We start from the raw sequence: 17,952 nt of genomic DNA, 5'->3' as shown, positions 1-17,952 counted from the left end.
AAAATTTGGTAATGTAGTATGGGAATAGCATAGAGAGGGGGGATCTCCGATAGTTTTATTTTACTTCATCGTCTTTGCCGCGTTTATTGTGTATTCAATAAACAGGCTTACTAATACATTATGCCTTGTCAGAGAGATTCCTGAAGAACGGCAAGATAAGGTGTTTCGCTTTATCAATGTATCGATACTGATCTTACTGATCTCATCATTTGTTGAAATTACCATATCTATTTAAGATCAAAGCAAAAGCTGCCAGTTTGAGGGCAGCTTTTTGTGTATATTCATTAATTAGCAAATCCAAGATGCACCGATAATGATCAATAAGATGAATAACACGACGACTAGTGCAAAACCGCCAGCGAAGACTTCTCCTCCCATGTAAAAAACACCTCCTGCCAGTTCTTCCTCTGTTCTAAGCTCAGTGTATGCTATAAAATTGAAAACGTTTAGGCACCTGTCATCGTTTGAAAAAAGAACCGCCCGCACGCATGGCAGGACGGCTCCTTTCTGTCACAGCGATTTAATTAATAAAGATATGCTGCACCAACGATGATCAGCAAAATGAATAGCACGACCAATAAAGCAAACCCATTAGAATATCCTGCTCCCATATAATTCAGCCTCCTTTTTGTGATCACTATATGTGTATGTAGCGCGCAAATTTTTGACTAGACGAATGCCCTCCCATTTGCATTTCTTTTTACAGCGTGTCACAATATGTTATGATACAAGCAATGATAAATAAATTGGAAAGATTAGGAGTGTTTTTTGAATGAAAAAAATGGCTTTAGCAGCTGTAACAGCAGTTAGTGTTTTAACTCTTGGCGCATGCAGTAGCGGTGATAAAGATGTCATCGCAACAACAAAATCAGGAGATGTCACAAAAGAAGAGCTTTATACGACTCTTAAGAAACAAGCAGGTGGAGATGCTTTAAATCTACTTGTTCAACAAAAGGTTCTTGCTGACAAATACAAAGTATCTGATAAAGAAATTGATAAGAAAATGGAAGAATATAAAAAGACACTTGGTGAAGATCGTTTAAAACAACTTCAAGATGAATTCGGAAAAGATTACATCAAAGATCAAGTGAAATATGAGCTGCTGACTCAAAAGGCTGCCAAAGCTAACATCAAAATCACTGATAAAGAAGTAAAAGCGTATTACGATGACCTAAAAGGGAAAATCCGCGCAAGCCACATTTTAGTAGCTGATAAGAAAACAGCTGACGAAGTGGAAAAGAAATTAGATAAAGGTGAAAAATGGGATGCTGTTGTGTCTGAATATTCAACTGATACCGCTTCAGCTGCACAAGGCGGCGATGTAGGCTGGTTCGCAAAAGAAGGTCAAATGGACGAGAACTTCAGTAAAGCTGCATTCAAACTAAAAGTGAATGAAATCAGCAAACCAGTGAAATCACAATTCGGCTACCATATCATTAAAAAGACCGAAGAACGCGGTAAATACGATGACATGAAAGCAGACTTGAAAAAAGAACTACTTAATCAAAAACAAGCAGACACAAATGAAATCCAAACGATCTTAAACAAATTGGTGAAAGATGCCGATGTGAAAGTAAAAGATAAAGAACTTGAAAACACATTCAAAGAAAAGTCTCAACAACCCGCACAAAATCAACAACCACAACAAAACCAATAATCACAAAAAACCCCTCTGCCGTGATCGGGCAGAGGGATTTTTATATCACCTGATTAAGCAATCGAGTGATCTTCTTGTGCCGCCGTATCCTGGGATCTTTTCATTTGCTGTCCCTGTCGTCTGCGCTCTCTTTCTTGCTCCATTCGCTCGATAAAAATTTCTCCTTCCTTTTCAATAAAGGATTGATCAATCTCTTGCTCCTCTTTGGCCGTTGTCATTAATTTATACGCACAGAAAATAATGCCAATGATACATGCATACACCCACCATGGAAAAAACAACATTTTTTCATCGCCTCCTTTTTTTCAGAACAGCTCTCTTCCTTTGTGTTACATGCTTATGCGAGAAGAAGACAAGTTATGAAAAAAACGCCCGCATAAGCGGACGTTTTGACATGGTTATTCGTGAAAGGTTGGTTTATAAAATGAACGATTCTCTAGCGCAAAAATACGTTCTGTATATTCTCCTGGCTTCACATGCTCAAGCGCACGATCCATCATATTCATCTTCGCATCTAAATTATCAATATAGTGGAGAATTTCGGCTTCCTTCACCATTGGTGGTTTCGGGCTGCCCCACTCTCCTTTGCCGTGATGACTTAGTACTAAGTGCTGTAGAATCAGAATTTCTTCTGAATCAATGCCAAGCTCTTCAGCAGCTTTCGCAATTTCTGTCACCATAATCGAAATATGACCAATTAAATTCCCCTCCACCGTATAGGTGGTTGAGACTGGGCCTGAAAGCTCTTTGACTTTTCCTAAATCATGAAGAATGATGCCTGAATATAAAAGATCTCGATCTAGTGATGGATATAGATCCACAATTGATTTAGCCAAATGCAGCATAGACACCACGTGATAAGCAAGACCAGAGACAAATTCGTGATGGTTTTTTGTCGCTGCTGGATAGTCAGCGAATTCCTGTCCATATTTTTTCAGCAAATGTCTTGTGACACGCTGTATATTAGGGTTTTTCATATCAAAGATATATTGCATAATCGTATCCATCATATCATGTTTTGGAATAGGAGCTGTTTCGAGAAAATCATCGATTCGAATTTGCTCATTTTCAGCAACAGGGCGTATATTCCTAAGTTTCAGCTGATTCCTCCCGCGATAATGATGAATATCGCCTACTACCTTCACAATGGTTTGTGCGGCATAGGTTTGTTCATCATTCTGCTTCGCATCCCATAGTTTCGCCTCAATATCTCCACTTTGATCTTGAAGAATTAACGTTAAAAATGGTTTGCCATTACTCGCAATCCCTTTAGTAGATGATTTAATTAATAAATGCAGGTCAACTTGTTCGCCGACATCATAGGTCATGATCCCTTTAGCCATTCAATAAAAGCTCCTTCCATGTTTCTGCTCATATAAGTATAACATAAGTCATTATTTGTCAATCATTCAACAACTAAACTCGTAACCTGTCCATCTTCTGCTGCTTGCTTCATATGCTCATGACAGGTGAAATAAAACAGCTGTGTTTCAAAACGTGTGAGCTCGTCCATCATCTCCAGCACTCTGCCTAGACGAACGTGATCGAAATGAACAAAGCTGTCATCCATCATAAACGGAAGCTGACAATCTTGCTGATGAGACAAAGCAAGCGCAAAACGAATCGCCAGATAGATCTGTTCACACGTTGCCTGTGAAAGCTCCTCAGGACGGAATATTCGTCCATCCATTCTTTTCACCATGAGCAAGTCATCTTCAGGTGAAAATAAAATCGCTTCATAACGATCATTTGTTAACGGTTGAATAAAACTAGAGGCTGTTTGAAGCAATGCAGGCAGCCTTGTTTCTTTATGCTCATTCAATTTTTCTCGTATGACGGTGCGGACAAGCTGAATGGCCGCCCATTTTTTTGCAAGGTGCTTCGCATGCTCCTGCTCTGCGGCAAGCTGATGAGTCAAATCAGACACTGTTCCAGAAGCTTCTATTTGCCGGATTTCCACCGCTAGTTCTGCTAAACGCTTTTCCATATTCTCCGCATTCAATTGAACGTCATGAAGGTGCTGCTTTGCTTCTGCACACTCCTCCTCAAGGAGAGGTAGTCCTTTATGAACAATCCATTCCTCCTCATCAAAACAACCGCTTCTATGAAGCTCTTGATTCAGCTGCTGCAGCTCAGAAAGCCGTTTCCGGTATTCTTTCGATAGATGAGAAAGCACTTGGTAATCTTCTTTGGACTGTGCTTCTGCTTGACGAAAAAGCTCGTCAGTTTGTTTTTCGTAATATTGAATTTCACCTTCTAGTGTCGAGAGCTGCTGCATCGCATGTTGAATGGATACATGTAATGTCTGGCGTTCTTTTTCTCTTTTCGCCTCATCTTTCAATATCTCTTGAAAGGCTGAAATATTCTCCTGAATAGTTCCTTCCTTATTTTGAAGGAGACTGCTTAACGCTGAAACCTTGCGCTCATAAATCGATTGCTGATCGGAGAGCACATCTATTTCACGCTGAAGCTCCTCATATGCCGCTGTATTCATTTTTAATTGTTTTAGAATATGGAAGGCCTCTACTAGGAAAGAAAGCTCAGACGACAAGCCAAGCTGTCTCTTCTTTTCCTCTACTTGCTGCTGGACAGGCTCTACCTCTAGCTCCCAGTCTTCATATTGCCGGATGATTCTTTCGTACAGCAGCTCCTTCTGCCTCATAAGTGTTTCAGCTGAAGCTGCCTGCACTTGAAAGGAATCTAAGGCGTCTTCGCCGCTTCTTTGTTTCATAGGGCTCATTTGACTGAATGAGTAAATGACAAAGAAGAGAAAAACAGAAAATCCCGCAAACAAGAGCGTGATCCACCACTCTGTTAAAAAGAATAGAACACACAGAAACACCACATCAAATGCGATCAAGCCTCGGAATAACCACGACCGGGAATGAATCGGTTTCTTTTTCGTTCTTGTCCCCTTCGCATCATCTTCTGTTCCGTGCAGTCTCACTTGCTGTTCCTTTAATCCCTTTAAAGCGGCTTCTGCTTCGTCCAGCTCATGTCTTGCGTGATCAAATCGTTCATCTAACTGTGCCTTTCTGTCCATGAGACGGACGTATTGAGTGACAGTCTCCTTTAATTCCCACTCAAATTCAAGCGAATCGTCGATTTGTTCGAGCTTTATCGGGCGATCCCACTTTAGCTTTGCTACCGCTTCGTCGATTTTTTGTTTCAATGAATCACGGTTTGCTCGACACTCTGCTATGCGCTTTTTCACAAGCTCAGCATTAGATGCTTCATCTACAACTCGTTTCATCTCCATTAAGGTATCTTTGTCATAGAGCGGTTGAACTTGTACGAGTGAGGTTTGCAAATGTTCTAACTTCTGTTTCAGTGCAGTCAATTGAGCCTTTTTCGGGTGAAGGTGTGATTCTAGTTTATCCAGCTCATGCTCTGTTTCTGCTCTAAAACGTTTGACCCGGTCTGGATAGCGGGCTAATTCCTTTTTCAAGTCCACTTTTTTCTCAATCATGGGATACACTTGAATGGATTCAGTCAGTTTCTGAAGGTGTTCTTCTGCTTGCTTCATTTCATTTTGAAGCTTTTCGATCGTCTCCGTTAATTCAGATTGCTCCCGTTTCTTTTCGGTATAGCTACCTTCTATCAATCTCGCTTGTTTCAGCTGACCTGTTAGCTCTTTTAAATGATCAAGCTGCTGGTTTAATTCAGGCTTGCGGCCATTTGGTTTAAACAGCTGCTCCTGCTGCTTTAGCAGCCTGCTATCCATCTTGGTGGCTGCATCTGAGCCAAATAAACTTGAGAAAAGTAGAAATTCACCTATCTGATCCTGATTTAAGGCTTGGACATTTTGCAGTCCGAACACATCAAATGAATAGATTGATTGATATAATCTGCGATCCGTTCCCTTTAAAAGTGTCTGTAGAAAAGCTTCGTCTTTCACTTCACCATTCGGTAAAAACACCTGTGCTTGACCACCGCGGTCGGATGTTCTCTCAATGTGAATAACGCCTAACTCGTCATCTTGGCAAGTGAGGGAACCACCATAAAAAGAACCCTGTTTCGTCCTGTACATCTTGTTTTTCGGAAAACCAAATAACATCGATTCAATAAACGTTTTCAATGTCGTTTTCCCCGATTCATTCAGGCCGTAAACTAGCTGAAAACCGTCATCAGTAAAGTGAAAGGTCCGATTTGAAAATTTCCCAAAATGGGCGATATGGAGTGAACGTATTTTCATTGTGCCTCTCCTTTTCTCATAATTGCTTTAGCTGTTCTGTCAGCAGCCTTTGTGCTTCTTCTTTTATATCCACTTCATCCTCTTTTGTGAGAGTTTTGCCTGACTTTCTATAGGTTGGGTGACGCTTGATCGGTGATAGAAGCTCTTCATATGCCTCAAACTGTGAAATTTCAGCAGTGAGTTCCTTTAAAAAAGAATCTTCTGGATAGGCGACATCCTCATTTGTTCGGCAATCAATCGAGATCACCCAAACGAATACATCTTCATCTTCTTCCTGTTCATGAAGAACGGTCATGAGCTCCTCAAGCAACTCAAGCTGCGTATGCTCAAAGTAAGGAGGAGCCTCACCCGTCAATTCAATTTTCACAAAATGAGGGACGCCATCCTTTTTCAGTTCACTGATTTTGTTATCCACAAGTATCACAAGATCCGTCATATGAACCGTCTCTGTGATGTCTATTGCAAGTGTCTCAAACATCACATCTGCACAGCTCATAAATTCCGCTGTCGCAGAATCCTTGGAGAGTTGAACAACGTAACAGCCTTTCTCTCCTGTTTCTTTTATATGTCTGCCCTGCATGTTACCAGGGTAAATAATCAACGGGTCTTCATGCAGAAGGGCTCTCTTATGTATATGTCCAAGCGCCCAATAATCGAAATCTCGGGAAACGAGCTGCTCAAGCTGAAAAGGTGCATACGCGTCATGACCTTCTTGTCCAGCTAATGTACCGTGAAGCATCGCAATGTGAAAGGCAGCATCTGTCGTTTTGACGTAATGTGAGGTCATATTTTCATAGACAGCACGCTCCTTGTAGCTAAATCCATAAATACTTGCGACAAGCTGATCTCCTCTATAGTAGGATTGCTCACTTGGGGTACTGGTTGAAAAAACGTGCACATTCTCAGGCCACTCAATCGGTGTCCATTCACCGCCTAAATGATCATGATTACCATAAATAATAAAGACTTCAATCCCTTGAGTTTGCAGTCTTAGAAACTGATTTCTTAAAAACAGCTGTGCTTTCAGGCTACGGTTGGATTCGTCAAATAAATCTCCACTCAGCAGCACAAAGTCTACTGCTCGAGCAATGGCGAGATCAAACATATTCTTCGCACTTTGAAATGTACTTTCTTTGAGCCGCTTAAAGGGTAAGCTAGGGATATTCGACATTCCTGCAAATGGACTGTCTAAATGTAAATCTGCGGCATGAATAAAGGTGAGCTTAGTCAAACGTCTATCTCCTTGTCCGATACTGTCATTGTCCATATTTTATCATGCCATTTTTGCGAATGCACGTTCTATCACTCTCATTCTAAAAAACACATTTTTAAGGGCTAAAAAAGAGGTTTTATCTTATTCCTTGTTTAATTACATAGACAAGTAGAGGAAAGGAAGATGAGGAATGGAGAAGACATACTTTTTAACTGTATTTGACCCATCGGGTGAGACTTTATTAAATGAAAAAATCACAACGGATAGTGATGAAAAGGCAAAGGAATTAGGTCGCCATCGCTTAATCGAACAGCAATACACGAAGCATTCTCATCGGCTCGTTGATGATGCAGGCAAGCTACTTTTATTTGAACGTTAAAAAAGCCGGCATTCGCCGGCATCACATCCGTTTATACATTCTGGAACACAGGTCGTCTTTTTTCTAAAAAGGCCTGAATGCCTTCCTTATGATCATGGCTTTGCCTCAGCCTTGCCTGTGCTGCCCTCTCCTTTTGAAGAACGGCTAATAGCTGTGATTCTGACTGCTGGAAATAGATTAGCTTTGTCTCGATAAATGCTTGAAGCGGCATGTTCATAAACGGCTTCACACATACCTTTTGATACGCATCGACTTCCTCTTGAAACACGCCGTCTGCAAGGCCTAGCTTTAGCGCTTCTTCAGCAGGAAGCTTTTGTCCGCTCCAAATCAATTGTTTCGCGGTTTGTTCACTAACTCTTTTTGTAAGGAAAAAGTGTCCTCCGCCATCTGGTATTAAGCCTACTCCATTAAAATTCATGGCGAGCTTTGCATCTTGATGCATAAACAAGTAGTCACAGCTTAAAGCAAAGCTAAAAGCAAGGCCTGCCGCTGACCCGTGGACAAGAGCAATCGTCACTTTTTTCATACCGGCAAGAGAAAGCGTAATCCCCTCGATCAGATCCATCACACGATGGAAATCTTCTTCATTTTCCTGCTTCAGCATCATGCCAATATCTCCGCCTGCTGAAAATCCTTTTCCCACACCCTTGATCACAACGACTTTTGCACTACTTTCCTCCGCCGCATCACATGCCTCTTTGAATTCAGCAAACATGTCCACATGAAATGAATTGTAAGCATCTGGTCTGTTGAAAACGATTTCAAAAATATCCCCGTCTAGCTGACAATTGATATATGTCATCATGCATCCCCCTTTTCTTTTAAACACACAACTTACTTCCATTTCAACCCGAATAATCCCTTTTCCTCTGCGTAAAAAATTTCAAGATCAGTTGATACCAAAATAAGCAAAATTGTTGAAACAAAAAATATATTTTTATATAGTAAATGAGGAAAGAAATTGATGATGAAAGGGGGAGGATGGTTGATAAAGCGTTCCCTATTCATATTGGTTAGTTTCATCGTCATGTTTTCTCCTTTTTCAAATGTCGTTTTTGCTACACAAGCAGAAACGAGCACACCTAGTCTTATTTCTCCATCCATCTCCGATGAAGAAATACACGCTGTGAAAACACCTCTATTTTCAAAAAATATGCCTCTTCTATTCTATTAAAGGACAGATTATCACTGGCTGATTCAAAGGTTTTCCCTCTAAAGCCTGCTCCATCAGCTGCGTTATCGATTGATCTACGTTTTTTGAAAATAAAGTGTGCGATCCCCATTATGTGTCAATCAAATGATCCATACTGATTCATTTTAATTCATCCGTATTACGATATGAAAATCACAACCTACATATTTGGAGGGATAAAATGAATATGAAAGAAAATGATCTTCCTGGGAGTATTGCGGGCGGACTTGCCGCTACCTTAAAGCCATTTGCTGCATTGTACGTCTTAATCCTTGCGATATTAGGTCCACTAGTGACGAAGGAATCTAAGCGAATTTATCAAATTCTGAACAAAGTGTTCAAATGGCAAACAGAAAAGCCAAAAGTGAAAAAAGAAACGAATCTAATGAAAAAGGGCCCTATGCTTGGGGCCCTTTTTATCTCTTATTCAAATTGCTGAAAGGCTGTTTCTTGCTTAACTGGCGCTTCTTTGACCCCGCGAATGGTTTGAATCACTTTCTGGTTGCGGTAGATGGATAGTTTTAAATTGGTCGCCGCTGTTCCATGAGAGTGATCTAGGTGCGTGAATGTAAAGAAATGATGCGGACGCTTGTCTTTGAACACAAGCCTGAAGTCTTCTGTCACTTTAAAATGCTCTTCACTTTCCCATTCAATTAAAGGTTCATACGCACTAAACCATGCCGGGATATTCGGTGTATACCCTGTAGCCAATACGGCACGATCTACTGTTATATTCTTTTTTTTCTTTAACTGCCACTGCTTTAGGTGTAGCTTCAGGGACTGATTCTCCTCCACCTGTATGGCTTCAAGCTCGGTCATTGGCTGAATAATCACAGATGGCTCTTCGCCTGAAACAGACCGATGATACAATTCCTGATAAATGCGTGAAAGTGTCGATGCATCTATCCCATTTCTTAATCCAGTCAGCCTAGGTAATGTGTTCATTCGTTCTTCATAAGGAAGCGAATGGAAATATTCAACGTACTTTGGTGTAAACAGCTCCTGACCAAGCTCAGCCTTCTCCAGCTCTCTAAATTCACTAGATCGCGTAAACCAAGATAGCTGCTTCCCTTTCTTCTGATGCTGAAGCAGGTCTAAGAAGATTTCGGCTGCACTCTGCCCAGAGCCAATGACCGCCACCGCCTCAGCTTTATGAAGTTCTTTCTGCTGCTCTAAATACCGGCTGCTATGGGTCACATATGGCAGTGCAGCAGCAGGCACATCGACAGGAATCATCGGTTTGCTCCCTGTTCCGAGCACGACATGCTTTGCCTGATACTCAGAAAGCGATCCATCCTTCAATCGCCGGACTTTCACAAGATAACCACCTTGGCAGTCCGTCACTTCCTCTACCTTCATGCCAAATTGACAGCTATCTAATTCACCTGCGACCCATGACAAATACTCATTGAATTCTCTTCGCGGAATGTCAAACTGTTCAAATGTATAGAACCGGTGAAGTCTATTTGATTCATGTAAATAATTTAAAAATGTATATCTGCTCCTTGGATTCGCCATCGTCACAAGATCAGCTAAAAAGGAGACTTGTAAATCCGTTCCTTTGATCAGCATACCAGGATGCCAGGCAAATTCAGTCTCCTGTTCAAAAAAACAGCATGAAACATCTTCATACTCCGCTAACAAAGCCGCCAAACCTAAATTGGCAGGCCCAATCCCAATTCCGATCACATCAATCATATGTACACCTGCTTTAACTTTTTATCACTTATATACCCTTTTACAAATGAAAAAAACACTGCGTCACCGCAGTGTTTAAACATGAGGAACAAATAATGACTCAAGAAACTGAATTTTCTCTTCAGTATAGTGTTCATAACGGTCATTATATGATTTTGGATCTTTTGGATTGGCATATTGCGTAATTTTTCCTGAACGTGGATCAATAAACTTACTAGCAGCACCGCATCCAATCCCAATGATTGTCTGCACTTCTTCCATAATAATGATATTATACAAACTTTCCTGTCCATCTAATGAATACCCGACATTTTCAAGGTTTCCTAAGATGTTTTTTTGTCTATATAAATAATAAGGATGATAGTCATGTGCTTTCGTCCAAGCGACCGCTTCATCCATCATACGTGTGATCTCTTCTCGGTCAGCTACTTGATATTTGTCCTTATTGCGCGTCATCTCAGACGCTCTTTTAAAGGAGAGTGTATGCACAGTTAACGATTCAGGCTTAAGTTCTTCAGTCTGTTGCAAGGAATGCTGGAATTCCTTTAGCCCTTCTCCCGGCAAACCAATAATTAAGTCCATATTAATATTATTCATGCCATACTGTCTTGATAAGTGATACTTTTCAATCGTTTCTTCTACACTATGGTGCCGGCCAATGGCTTTCAGTGTTTCATTCTCATACGATTGTGGATTGATACTAATCCGGTCAATATGATATCGGTTTAGCACCTCTAGCTTATCAGGCGAAATCGTATCAGGACGTCCTGCTTCGACAGTCACTTCCCGTATATGTTTCACATCAGGGAACGAGCGATACATTTCTTCATACAGCAAATCCATTTCTTCTGCAGTGATACTCGTCGGCGTACCTCCGCCAAAATAAACAGTCGTCACTTTGATCCCATGTTCTTTTAGCCAAGTACCAATTTTTTGCATCTCATAATGCAGACCAAACAAAAACGTTCCCACTCTTCCAGCTTGTCCTTTAATCGCATAAGCAGGAAACGTGCAATAAGCGCATTTTGTTGGGCAGAAAGGAATACCAATATAAATACTTACTTCCTGCTGAAGGTCATACAGGTCAGGAATCGCTTGAAGCTGACGGTCAACAATCTCCTGCATCAAATTGATTTTTTCATCATGAATCAAATAATCACGCTTTAACGCGGCATGCGCATCTTCCTTTGTGATACCTTCTCTCAGCATCTTATGAAGTAATTTTGTAGGACGTATCCCTGTGAGAATACCCCACTTTTGCGTCATTCCTGTGTGCTCCTGAAGCAGATGTAAATAAACAGACAGCACTGTGTTTTTGATTTGCTTCCAGCGCTCCTTGTCATTCAAGCCCTCTGGGACGTCTCGCGAAAAACGACTAGTGATGTCTAATCCAGCGATGTGACCAGATGCCTCCACCGTTCCATTTTCTTCTTTCCAGCTAAACTCCATGACTAGTCCATCATGCAATTCATCTGGATCAAACAGCACTTCACTATCTTCTTCAAATAAATTGGCTATATTGACAAGCGGGCGATGAAATCGTTCATCTGACAGCCCTTTAATTAAAATTCGCATCATATCACCTTTATCTTCAAACTTGTTTCATTTTACAAAATCTATGTAGGAAAAGCAATGACTGGAACAGTTGAAGACCCTGCCATTTCTTGATTGACAGGGTCTTCGTCTATATTATCGTTTAATATCGAATTGATGTAAGAATCCTTCTCTTTGCTGCATTCTAAAGTATTCTTTGATCATATAAGCGACTCCCTGTTCATCGTGCGAACGTGTCACCCAATCGGCTTTACGCTTAACAGAATGAGGTGCATTTCCCATCGCAACGCCTAAACCAGCCAATTCAAGCATTGCGATGTCATCTGTTCCCTGCCCAATGACCACCGTATCTTCTAAAGTCAAATCTAATGCTGAGGTCAAAAGAGAAAGCCCCGCTTCTTTCGATACGCCTTTGCATACAATATTCATTTTCTCATCACTGATCCGAATAAGATCGACAGATGGAAAAGCTTGTTGAATGGTTCGGTGAATTTCAGGCTGAAGCTCACTGGTTGAATATACTTCAATCACTGGTGTACTGACCGGTTCATCCATCAGCATATCACTTAGCGATTCAACAAATTGCACGGGATAGAAAATTGGATCAGATGGATGAATCAACGTCTTTCCCATCAGCTGTGACTGCGTTTTTTTCCGGTTGCCAATCGAGAATTTTTCATGCAGCAAGCGAACATTACAATCAAAGCTTTCAAGAATTTGTACAAGATTAAATGTTTTTTCTTCCGTTAGTTTCTTCACATGAAGCGGCTCATCGAGTTTATTCGCGATAAATGCACCACTATGCGTTACAAGGGTTGACGTTGGAATCTTCAACGCCTTGGCAATTTTTTGTGCGGAACGAAAATGCCGGTTGGTGACAAGCGTCACGTAAACCCCTTTTTTCTTCACGTATTCCACAGCTTCTTTTGTAGCGGAATGGATTTTTCCATTGGAACGAAGTAACGTTCCATCTATATTGAGTGCAAGTAATTTTTTTGACACTGAGGCATCCCCCTTCTTGATGACTGTACTTACGATGAGGATATGCCCTAGCTTGGTGCTTTAGAACATGCAGTTGAAAGAGCCCTATGTGTTATGAATCTTTTGCAAATAAAAAAAGCCTACCCCTAGGCTTTTTTTTATGTATGGTTTGGATGCGTCACAATGAGGTGATGAAGCTCCCCATGATCCCCTTATCTTTCACACACCAAAGCATTGCTTATATCAGATCCCCTTATGCTTTGTGTTTCTCCCAGAAGCGCTTCTCTCTCGTTTGGCTAATCGCCATAAATCCCAAGTGAAACGCACCCAATTGTCCCATGAGAGCGCTCATTTGAAAGCACTTTCAATATAAGTATTATCGCAAAATTTATGAGCTTCGACAACCTTTTTTTGAAAAGTTGGACAGGGAACATGTGAAATAAAAAAAGGGCGAATATCATCGCCCTTTTCATTAATTTTCTTCTGGATTCCCATAAAGCTCTTCAAGAGGCTTCATGATCACTTTATTTAATTCTCCGATGAGAACACTCACACGTTGTTCTGCTTCCATCAACTGCGAGATTTTATCGTGCTGTTGAACAAGTGCCACTGTTTTTTGAGCTTGCTCCACTTCTTCTTGTGTGATCTCTTGACCAGTCATTTGTTTTTGTTGAAGGTTTACTTGAATGTCACGGAAGTTATCGAACATTCTTTTAGAGGATTCATCCGCGTTTACCTCATCATAAAGATTTTTTAAAGTTGAATATTCTTCGCTATGACGCAGTGCTTTTTCAAGGTCATATGCAACATCATAAACATTTACAGACATGTTATGTCTCCTTTCTATCCGTTATCACCGATATGATCGGCGGACACCACTCCACTATAACAAACTATGGCTTTCGTTTCACATATATACAATGAATTCATCAAAATTTCTCTAGTCTGTCTTAAAATAGCGTGACAAAGATTGCTTGGATTGCGCCGATCAATCCGCCTAAAAGACCGCCTAAGAATGTAATCATCTTGAGCTCCTTATTGGAAATACTGACGACAAGCTCTTCCATTTTTTCTAGCGGGAAAAGTTCAATTTGTTCACGAATGATGTCTTCAAATTGCAGCTTTGCAAGCAGATCCTCTAAAACATTTGATGCCGCACTGATCCCCTTTTGAATCAGTACTGGTGCAACGTGTGTTTTAAGATCATCCGCTACAGCACTGACATATGCACCAACTGGTTTGTCTAATATCAGCTTTGTTGAGAAATGAGAAAGCAATTGGTTTTTCACGCTAAACATAAGTTCCTTCACATTCCATCTTTCATCAAGCTCATTTAGAGAGAACTGCTTCACCTTGTCCCATTCTTGAACAAGCAAATCTGATAAAAACCTTTTTGTCTCTGCGTTTCTTAAAAATTTGATGATTTCAGGATGTACCCGATCAATTAAGCTTGAATTTCCTAGAAACATTTGGACCATGCTGCCGAGCATTCCTCTTTCTTTTAAGAAATCATCAATCATATTACCGAGTCTTGATTTTCCTTCCTCACTTTCAAAATAATGAATCCCTCTCTTTAAAATATAATCTGCTGCATCTGGAATTTTTGAAGATATTTTGTTTTCCACATCTAGCGGAAGCAATTCAGATAAAGTTTGCTCATTATAATTTTCAAGTAGTGAATTGAGCTTATGATCAGACCACTCATGGATCCATTCATCTGCTTTGACGTCAGCCTGTGATACGCCGAAGCTTTCAAGCAAAGATAGCACTGTTATCTCCATTTCAGCGCCTTTGTCAATATATCGATGGACTGTATGTAAGATTTCTTGCTTTGCCTCCGATGATTCAAATCGCTTTTGAATACCTTCTGGCGTGAGCAAATGCTCCATCACCATGACACCAACCTGCTTGGCTACTTCGTCTCTTCTTTTCGGAATGAGCCCTGGTGTAAAAGGAAGCTGTTTCCCGAATAAGTAATACGGCTTATAAGGGCGAAAAAGCATTTTAATCGCAAGATGGTTTGTTGCTGCTCCAATGACTGCGCCTATCACAATCATAAAGATAAACGTTGTGAATATATTCAAAGTCGTCATCAACCTTTCAAATAACACCCGATGTTTATTGTTTTAACCTATACGTATTATAGTTGTTGTCAAGTTCCCAAGCAAATGAAGCATGCTGCTAGACATATGATCAATCGATCTGTCGTAATGATAAAGGAGCGCAATCTTTATGTAAAATCATGAAAAAGTGTTTTTCTGCTGGTAAAAAAAGAAGTTGAAAAGAAGGTGTTTTTTAATGACATCAACATTAGGTATTGTGACCCTTTCACCGAAGTATGAAGAGGCATTCACACGTAGGCTAGCCAAAGCTGCCCCTGCTTATGGTTTAAAGGTTGTCCGTTTTACACCACTTGATTTAAAGCCGGCTTCAAATTTGATACAAGGTCAAACATATACGAATGGTCATGGATTCGTCGCAGCAGAATTTGAGATTCCTGACTTGATTTACGATCGATGCCTTTACAAGCATGACGCACAATCTAAAAAAGCAAAACCAATCATGGATTGGCTGAAAAAGTATCCGAAAACAGATTTTTTGAATACAGGTATTTCAAATAAAATGATGCTATTCGAGCAGCTCCGCCTTCTCCCTGCTTTACAGCCATATTTACCTGTCTGCTCATTATTAAAAAAGACATCAGACCTTCTCAGCATGTTAAGGAAAGACGGTTATTGTAAAATGCAGCCGCTCTCTCAACACCATGCAGCATCTACTTACTTCATTTTCTTAAAAGACAACACTTTCACTGTTCAGCTAAGTCCCGAGCAAGTCATCACTTTTTCGCGTCCATCAGATATAGAGCGCTGGTGTAAAAAATATGTAGGCCGATATTTCCTTCAATTTTTTCAGACGAGTGATGAAAAAGACTTTTTATTCAATGAAATAAGGATTTTCCTGATGAAAGATTCACAAAATCAGTGGAATCGCATAGGAATTCACACAAAATCACCTACAGAAAATAGTCATTTAAGCATTACACAAAAATCAGCAGCCATGATAGGCTTTGATCACTATCTAAACACCTTGCAGCCGCACATCAAAGAACTTCTTTTAGATGATATTGCATCCATTCAAGCATCTCTGCCAGCATATATAGATAAAACCCTTTCCCCTTGCTTTGAATTCGCTGTAGACTTACTCCATACAAGTGAAGGCAGGCTTTTCATATCAAATATAAGATCAAAACCAGGGCGATCCGCTTTTTTAAAAGCTTATCCTGACAAGGAAAATCATTTGATTCGTACCATTCTTGCACATGCCCAATCGATGAAGTCTCAACCGAAGGAGGTATCTTATGAACAAAAATCGCTGCATCATCGCTCCTCATCCCACAAGTGAAAAAACAATTCATCTTCCCGTCCGTTTTAAACAGCAGGAGGCGATCTATTCTCTTGCTTTAGGTTCCCGTTTAATAGATGACTTCACCGTTTCCTATCATCAACATCCGAAGAAAATTTTATTATCAGAAGATCTATATAGAGATTTACGAATTCCTTATCAATCAAAAGCTGATGTGATCGCCATTGATCATACCCTGTTTTTAGGGCCACTGCTTGGTATTTTCACCGCAGGTTTTGAGCAAAGCACGCAGCCACTCGGAACGAGATCAGACTTTTTTATCAAACTGCTGCGCTCTTTCAAACAACATGCCGGTTTTGCCTATCTTTTTGGTACTCATTCTATTGATTGGGATAAAGGAATGGTAGAAGGATTGTTGTACCAACAGCAAACATGGGTTAAAAAACAGATGCCCCTGCCTTCAGTCATTTACGACCGTCTTCCAAGTAGAAAGGCTGCTCAGTCAGCATTCATTCAAGAAACAAAACGCAAACTCACTCAAGACTATGATATTCCTTGGTTCAACCCTCATTTTTTTAACAAATGGGATATTCATGAACAACTGTTAACAGATGAAAAAACATGTCCTTTTCTTCCACATTCCATACAATTGGACCCGGTGGACGCTCTAAATAAAATAGAAACACTCCTCCATCTACATCAGGTCATTTACTTAAAACCGTCAAACGGCAGTCACGGCGACGATATTTATCAATTAAACAAGAAGGCTCATGGAATCATTGTATGCTCAAATCAAGGAAGAGCTGTTCCATATGACTCATTAGAGGATTTCGTGACCAATCTCCGGAAAGATCACGCAGTTCAAGACTTTATGGCTCAACAAGGCATTGCACTTCTTCAAATAGACAATCAACCAATGGATTTCAGAGTCCATACCAATAAAAATAAGTACGGTCATTGGACAGTCACAGCAGCAGCAGCAAAAATTTCTGGCAATCACACCGTCACGACTCACCATTCACATGGTGGCTCGGTGAGAACACTTTATGATGTTTTTCCAGAAAAGAAGAAGCGTTTCAAAATCTTAGAGCAGCTTTCTTATACGGCCATCACGCTTAGTCAGGTAATTGATGAAAAAATGTCCGGTCATATTGGTGAAATCGGTTTTGATTTAGGTATTGATCAGACAGGAGCTATCTGGATGTTTGAAGCCAATTCTCGTCCTGGCCGCGAGGTTTTCCAGCACGTCTCATTGCGAAACTCAGAAAGGCTGATCGGCAAAAGAATCATGGATTACGCATCTTACCTTTCACAAACGACCTCAACAACTACAGACCATACAAACGTCTACTGAATGTTTTTCGTTTTAAAGTGAGGGTGCTATGAAATCTATGCTTTTCCTATGCTCTTTTCATCAGATGAGATACAATAAAATCAAGTTCAAGGTTGTTTCCGTATTGTCGTGTTTATTTATTGTTTCATCAATAAAAGCAAGGAGGCAATAATGATATGATTTCTCATTTTCAATGGAAACCTCTCTTTAAAAAAGCACAATTGCCAGGCTGGAAAATATCCTTTTTTCACAATGGTGCGCACTACGAAGGCATCTACCACAAAACAGGTGATATTGAATGGGGCTCTCAGCTTCCGCCCCATGAAGTCGAACCAACATTAAAAGAAGAAATCCACGAATTAATGCTATTCCATGTCTATGATTAAA

Annotated in this window: 18 protein-coding genes and 1 pseudogene; 7 read left to right on the top strand and 12 right to left on the bottom strand. The window is 40.4% G+C overall.

The window, feature by feature from the left end; all coding sequences use genetic code 11:
* The first annotated feature begins 49 nt into the window (after positions 1-49).
* Positions 50-235: a hypothetical protein gene (locus NSQ36_RS05030; protein WP_072368131.1), complete on the top strand. Its 186-nt coding sequence runs from the start codon at positions 50-52 to the stop codon at positions 233-235.
* 53 nt (positions 236-288) lie between these two features.
* Here the strand turns inward: NSQ36_RS05030 and NSQ36_RS05025 are convergent, their stop codons facing one another.
* Both NSQ36_RS05025 and NSQ36_RS05020 read right to left on the bottom strand, forming a co-directional pair.
* On the bottom strand, positions 289-378 hold the full coding sequence (locus tag NSQ36_RS05025) for a YjcZ family sporulation protein (protein ID WP_017360317.1): 90 nt from the start codon (positions 376-378) through the stop codon (positions 289-291).
* 146 nt (positions 379-524) lie between these two features.
* On the bottom strand, positions 525-611 hold the full coding sequence (locus NSQ36_RS05020) for a YjcZ family sporulation protein (RefSeq protein ID WP_008361129.1): 87 nt from the start codon (positions 609-611) through the stop codon (positions 525-527).
* 161 nt (positions 612-772) lie between these two features.
* On the opposite strand from NSQ36_RS05020, the gene NSQ36_RS05015 reads away from it, so the two are divergent.
* On the top strand, positions 773-1,657 hold the full coding sequence (locus tag NSQ36_RS05015; protein ID WP_003211354.1) for a peptidylprolyl isomerase: 885 nt from the start codon (positions 773-775) through the stop codon (positions 1,655-1,657).
* Between the two features lie 53 nt (positions 1,658-1,710).
* On the opposite strand, the gene NSQ36_RS05010 is transcribed toward NSQ36_RS05015, so the two are convergent.
* From NSQ36_RS05010 to NSQ36_RS04995, 4 genes are all read right to left on the bottom strand, one after another.
* Positions 1,711-1,941: a sporulation YhaL family protein gene (locus tag NSQ36_RS05010; protein ID WP_003211592.1), complete on the bottom strand. Its 231-nt coding sequence runs from the start codon at positions 1,939-1,941 to the stop codon at positions 1,711-1,713.
* Between the two features lie 114 nt (positions 1,942-2,055).
* Positions 2,056-3,000, bottom strand: a complete 945-nt coding sequence (gene yhaM, locus NSQ36_RS05005; RefSeq protein WP_003211952.1) for a 3'-5' exoribonuclease YhaM — start codon at positions 2,998-3,000, stop codon at positions 2,056-2,058.
* Positions 3,001-3,062: 62 nt separating this feature from the next.
* Complete coding sequence (locus NSQ36_RS05000; protein WP_251191028.1) at positions 3,063-5,852, bottom strand: AAA family ATPase; 2,790 nt, start codon at positions 5,850-5,852, stop codon at positions 3,063-3,065.
* A gap of 16 nt (positions 5,853-5,868) precedes the next feature.
* Entirely contained in the window at positions 5,869-7,083 is a 1,215-nt protein-coding gene (locus tag NSQ36_RS04995; protein WP_251191029.1) for a DNA repair exonuclease, read from the bottom strand.
* Between the two features lie 172 nt (positions 7,084-7,255).
* Between NSQ36_RS04995 and NSQ36_RS04990 the strand changes: the two genes are divergently transcribed.
* Entirely contained in the window at positions 7,256-7,444 is a 189-nt protein-coding gene (locus NSQ36_RS04990) for a YhzD family protein (RefSeq protein WP_003210963.1), read from the top strand.
* Positions 7,445-7,475: 31 nt separating this feature from the next.
* On the opposite strand, the gene NSQ36_RS04985 is transcribed toward NSQ36_RS04990, so the two are convergent.
* Positions 7,476-8,249: an enoyl-CoA hydratase gene (locus NSQ36_RS04985; protein WP_080984796.1), complete on the bottom strand. Its 774-nt coding sequence runs from the start codon at positions 8,247-8,249 to the stop codon at positions 7,476-7,478.
* Positions 8,250-8,850: 601 nt separating this feature from the next.
* On the opposite strand from NSQ36_RS04985, the pseudogene NSQ36_RS04980 reads away from it, so the two are divergent.
* A pseudogene (locus NSQ36_RS04980) lies at positions 8,851-9,075 on the top strand (hypothetical protein); the annotation flags it as partial.
* On the opposite strand, the gene NSQ36_RS04975 reads toward NSQ36_RS04980, so the two are convergent.
* The 5 genes from NSQ36_RS04975 to NSQ36_RS04955 all read right to left on the bottom strand — a co-directional run bounded on the left by NSQ36_RS04975 (position 9,060) and on the right by NSQ36_RS04955 (position 14,953).
* On the bottom strand, positions 9,060-10,334 hold the full coding sequence (locus NSQ36_RS04975; protein WP_251191030.1) for a SidA/IucD/PvdA family monooxygenase: 1,275 nt from the start codon (positions 10,332-10,334) through the stop codon (positions 9,060-9,062). The pseudogene NSQ36_RS04980 and the gene NSQ36_RS04975 overlap by 16 nt on opposite strands.
* A gap of 75 nt (positions 10,335-10,409) precedes the next feature.
* Complete coding sequence (locus NSQ36_RS04970; protein WP_251191066.1) at positions 10,410-11,909, bottom strand: coproporphyrinogen III oxidase; 1,500 nt, start codon at positions 11,907-11,909, stop codon at positions 10,410-10,412.
* Between the two features lie 114 nt (positions 11,910-12,023).
* Positions 12,024-12,890, bottom strand: a complete 867-nt coding sequence (locus tag NSQ36_RS04965) for a Cof-type HAD-IIB family hydrolase (protein ID WP_251191031.1) — start codon at positions 12,888-12,890, stop codon at positions 12,024-12,026.
* A 451-nt stretch (positions 12,891-13,341) separates the two neighbouring features.
* Positions 13,342-13,698, bottom strand: a complete 357-nt coding sequence (locus NSQ36_RS04960; RefSeq protein ID WP_003211109.1) for a YlbF family regulator — start codon at positions 13,696-13,698, stop codon at positions 13,342-13,344.
* 121 nt (positions 13,699-13,819) lie between these two features.
* Entirely contained in the window at positions 13,820-14,953 is a 1,134-nt protein-coding gene (locus NSQ36_RS04955) for a DUF445 family protein (protein ID WP_251191032.1), read from the bottom strand.
* Between the two features lie 214 nt (positions 14,954-15,167).
* Between NSQ36_RS04955 and NSQ36_RS04950 the strand changes: the two genes are divergently transcribed.
* From NSQ36_RS04950 to NSQ36_RS04940, 3 genes are all read left to right on the top strand, one after another.
* Positions 15,168-16,271, top strand: coding sequence for a YheC/YheD family protein (locus tag NSQ36_RS04950; RefSeq protein WP_251191033.1), 1,104 nt, complete (start codon positions 15,168-15,170; stop codon positions 16,269-16,271).
* The gene (locus tag NSQ36_RS04945; RefSeq protein ID WP_137054842.1) at positions 16,228-17,586 is read left to right on the top strand and encodes a YheC/YheD family protein; all 1,359 of its coding nucleotides are present in this window, start codon (positions 16,228-16,230) and stop codon (positions 17,584-17,586) included. Before NSQ36_RS04950 ends, NSQ36_RS04945 begins: the two co-directional genes overlap by 44 nt.
* 155 nt (positions 17,587-17,741) lie before the next feature.
* Complete coding sequence (locus NSQ36_RS04940; RefSeq protein ID WP_003211787.1) at positions 17,742-17,951, top strand: YheE family protein; 210 nt, start codon at positions 17,742-17,744, stop codon at positions 17,949-17,951.
* Position 17,952 lies beyond the last annotated feature (1 nt).

Origin of the sequence: Bacillus sp. FSL W8-1143, from assembly GCF_037965155.1 — a bacterium.
Classification (GTDB): domain Bacteria; phylum Bacillota; class Bacilli; order Bacillales; family Bacillaceae; genus Bacillus; species Bacillus pumilus.
Note: the sequence above shows the minus strand (reverse complement) of the source record. Positions and strands in the feature narration are given on the sequence as shown.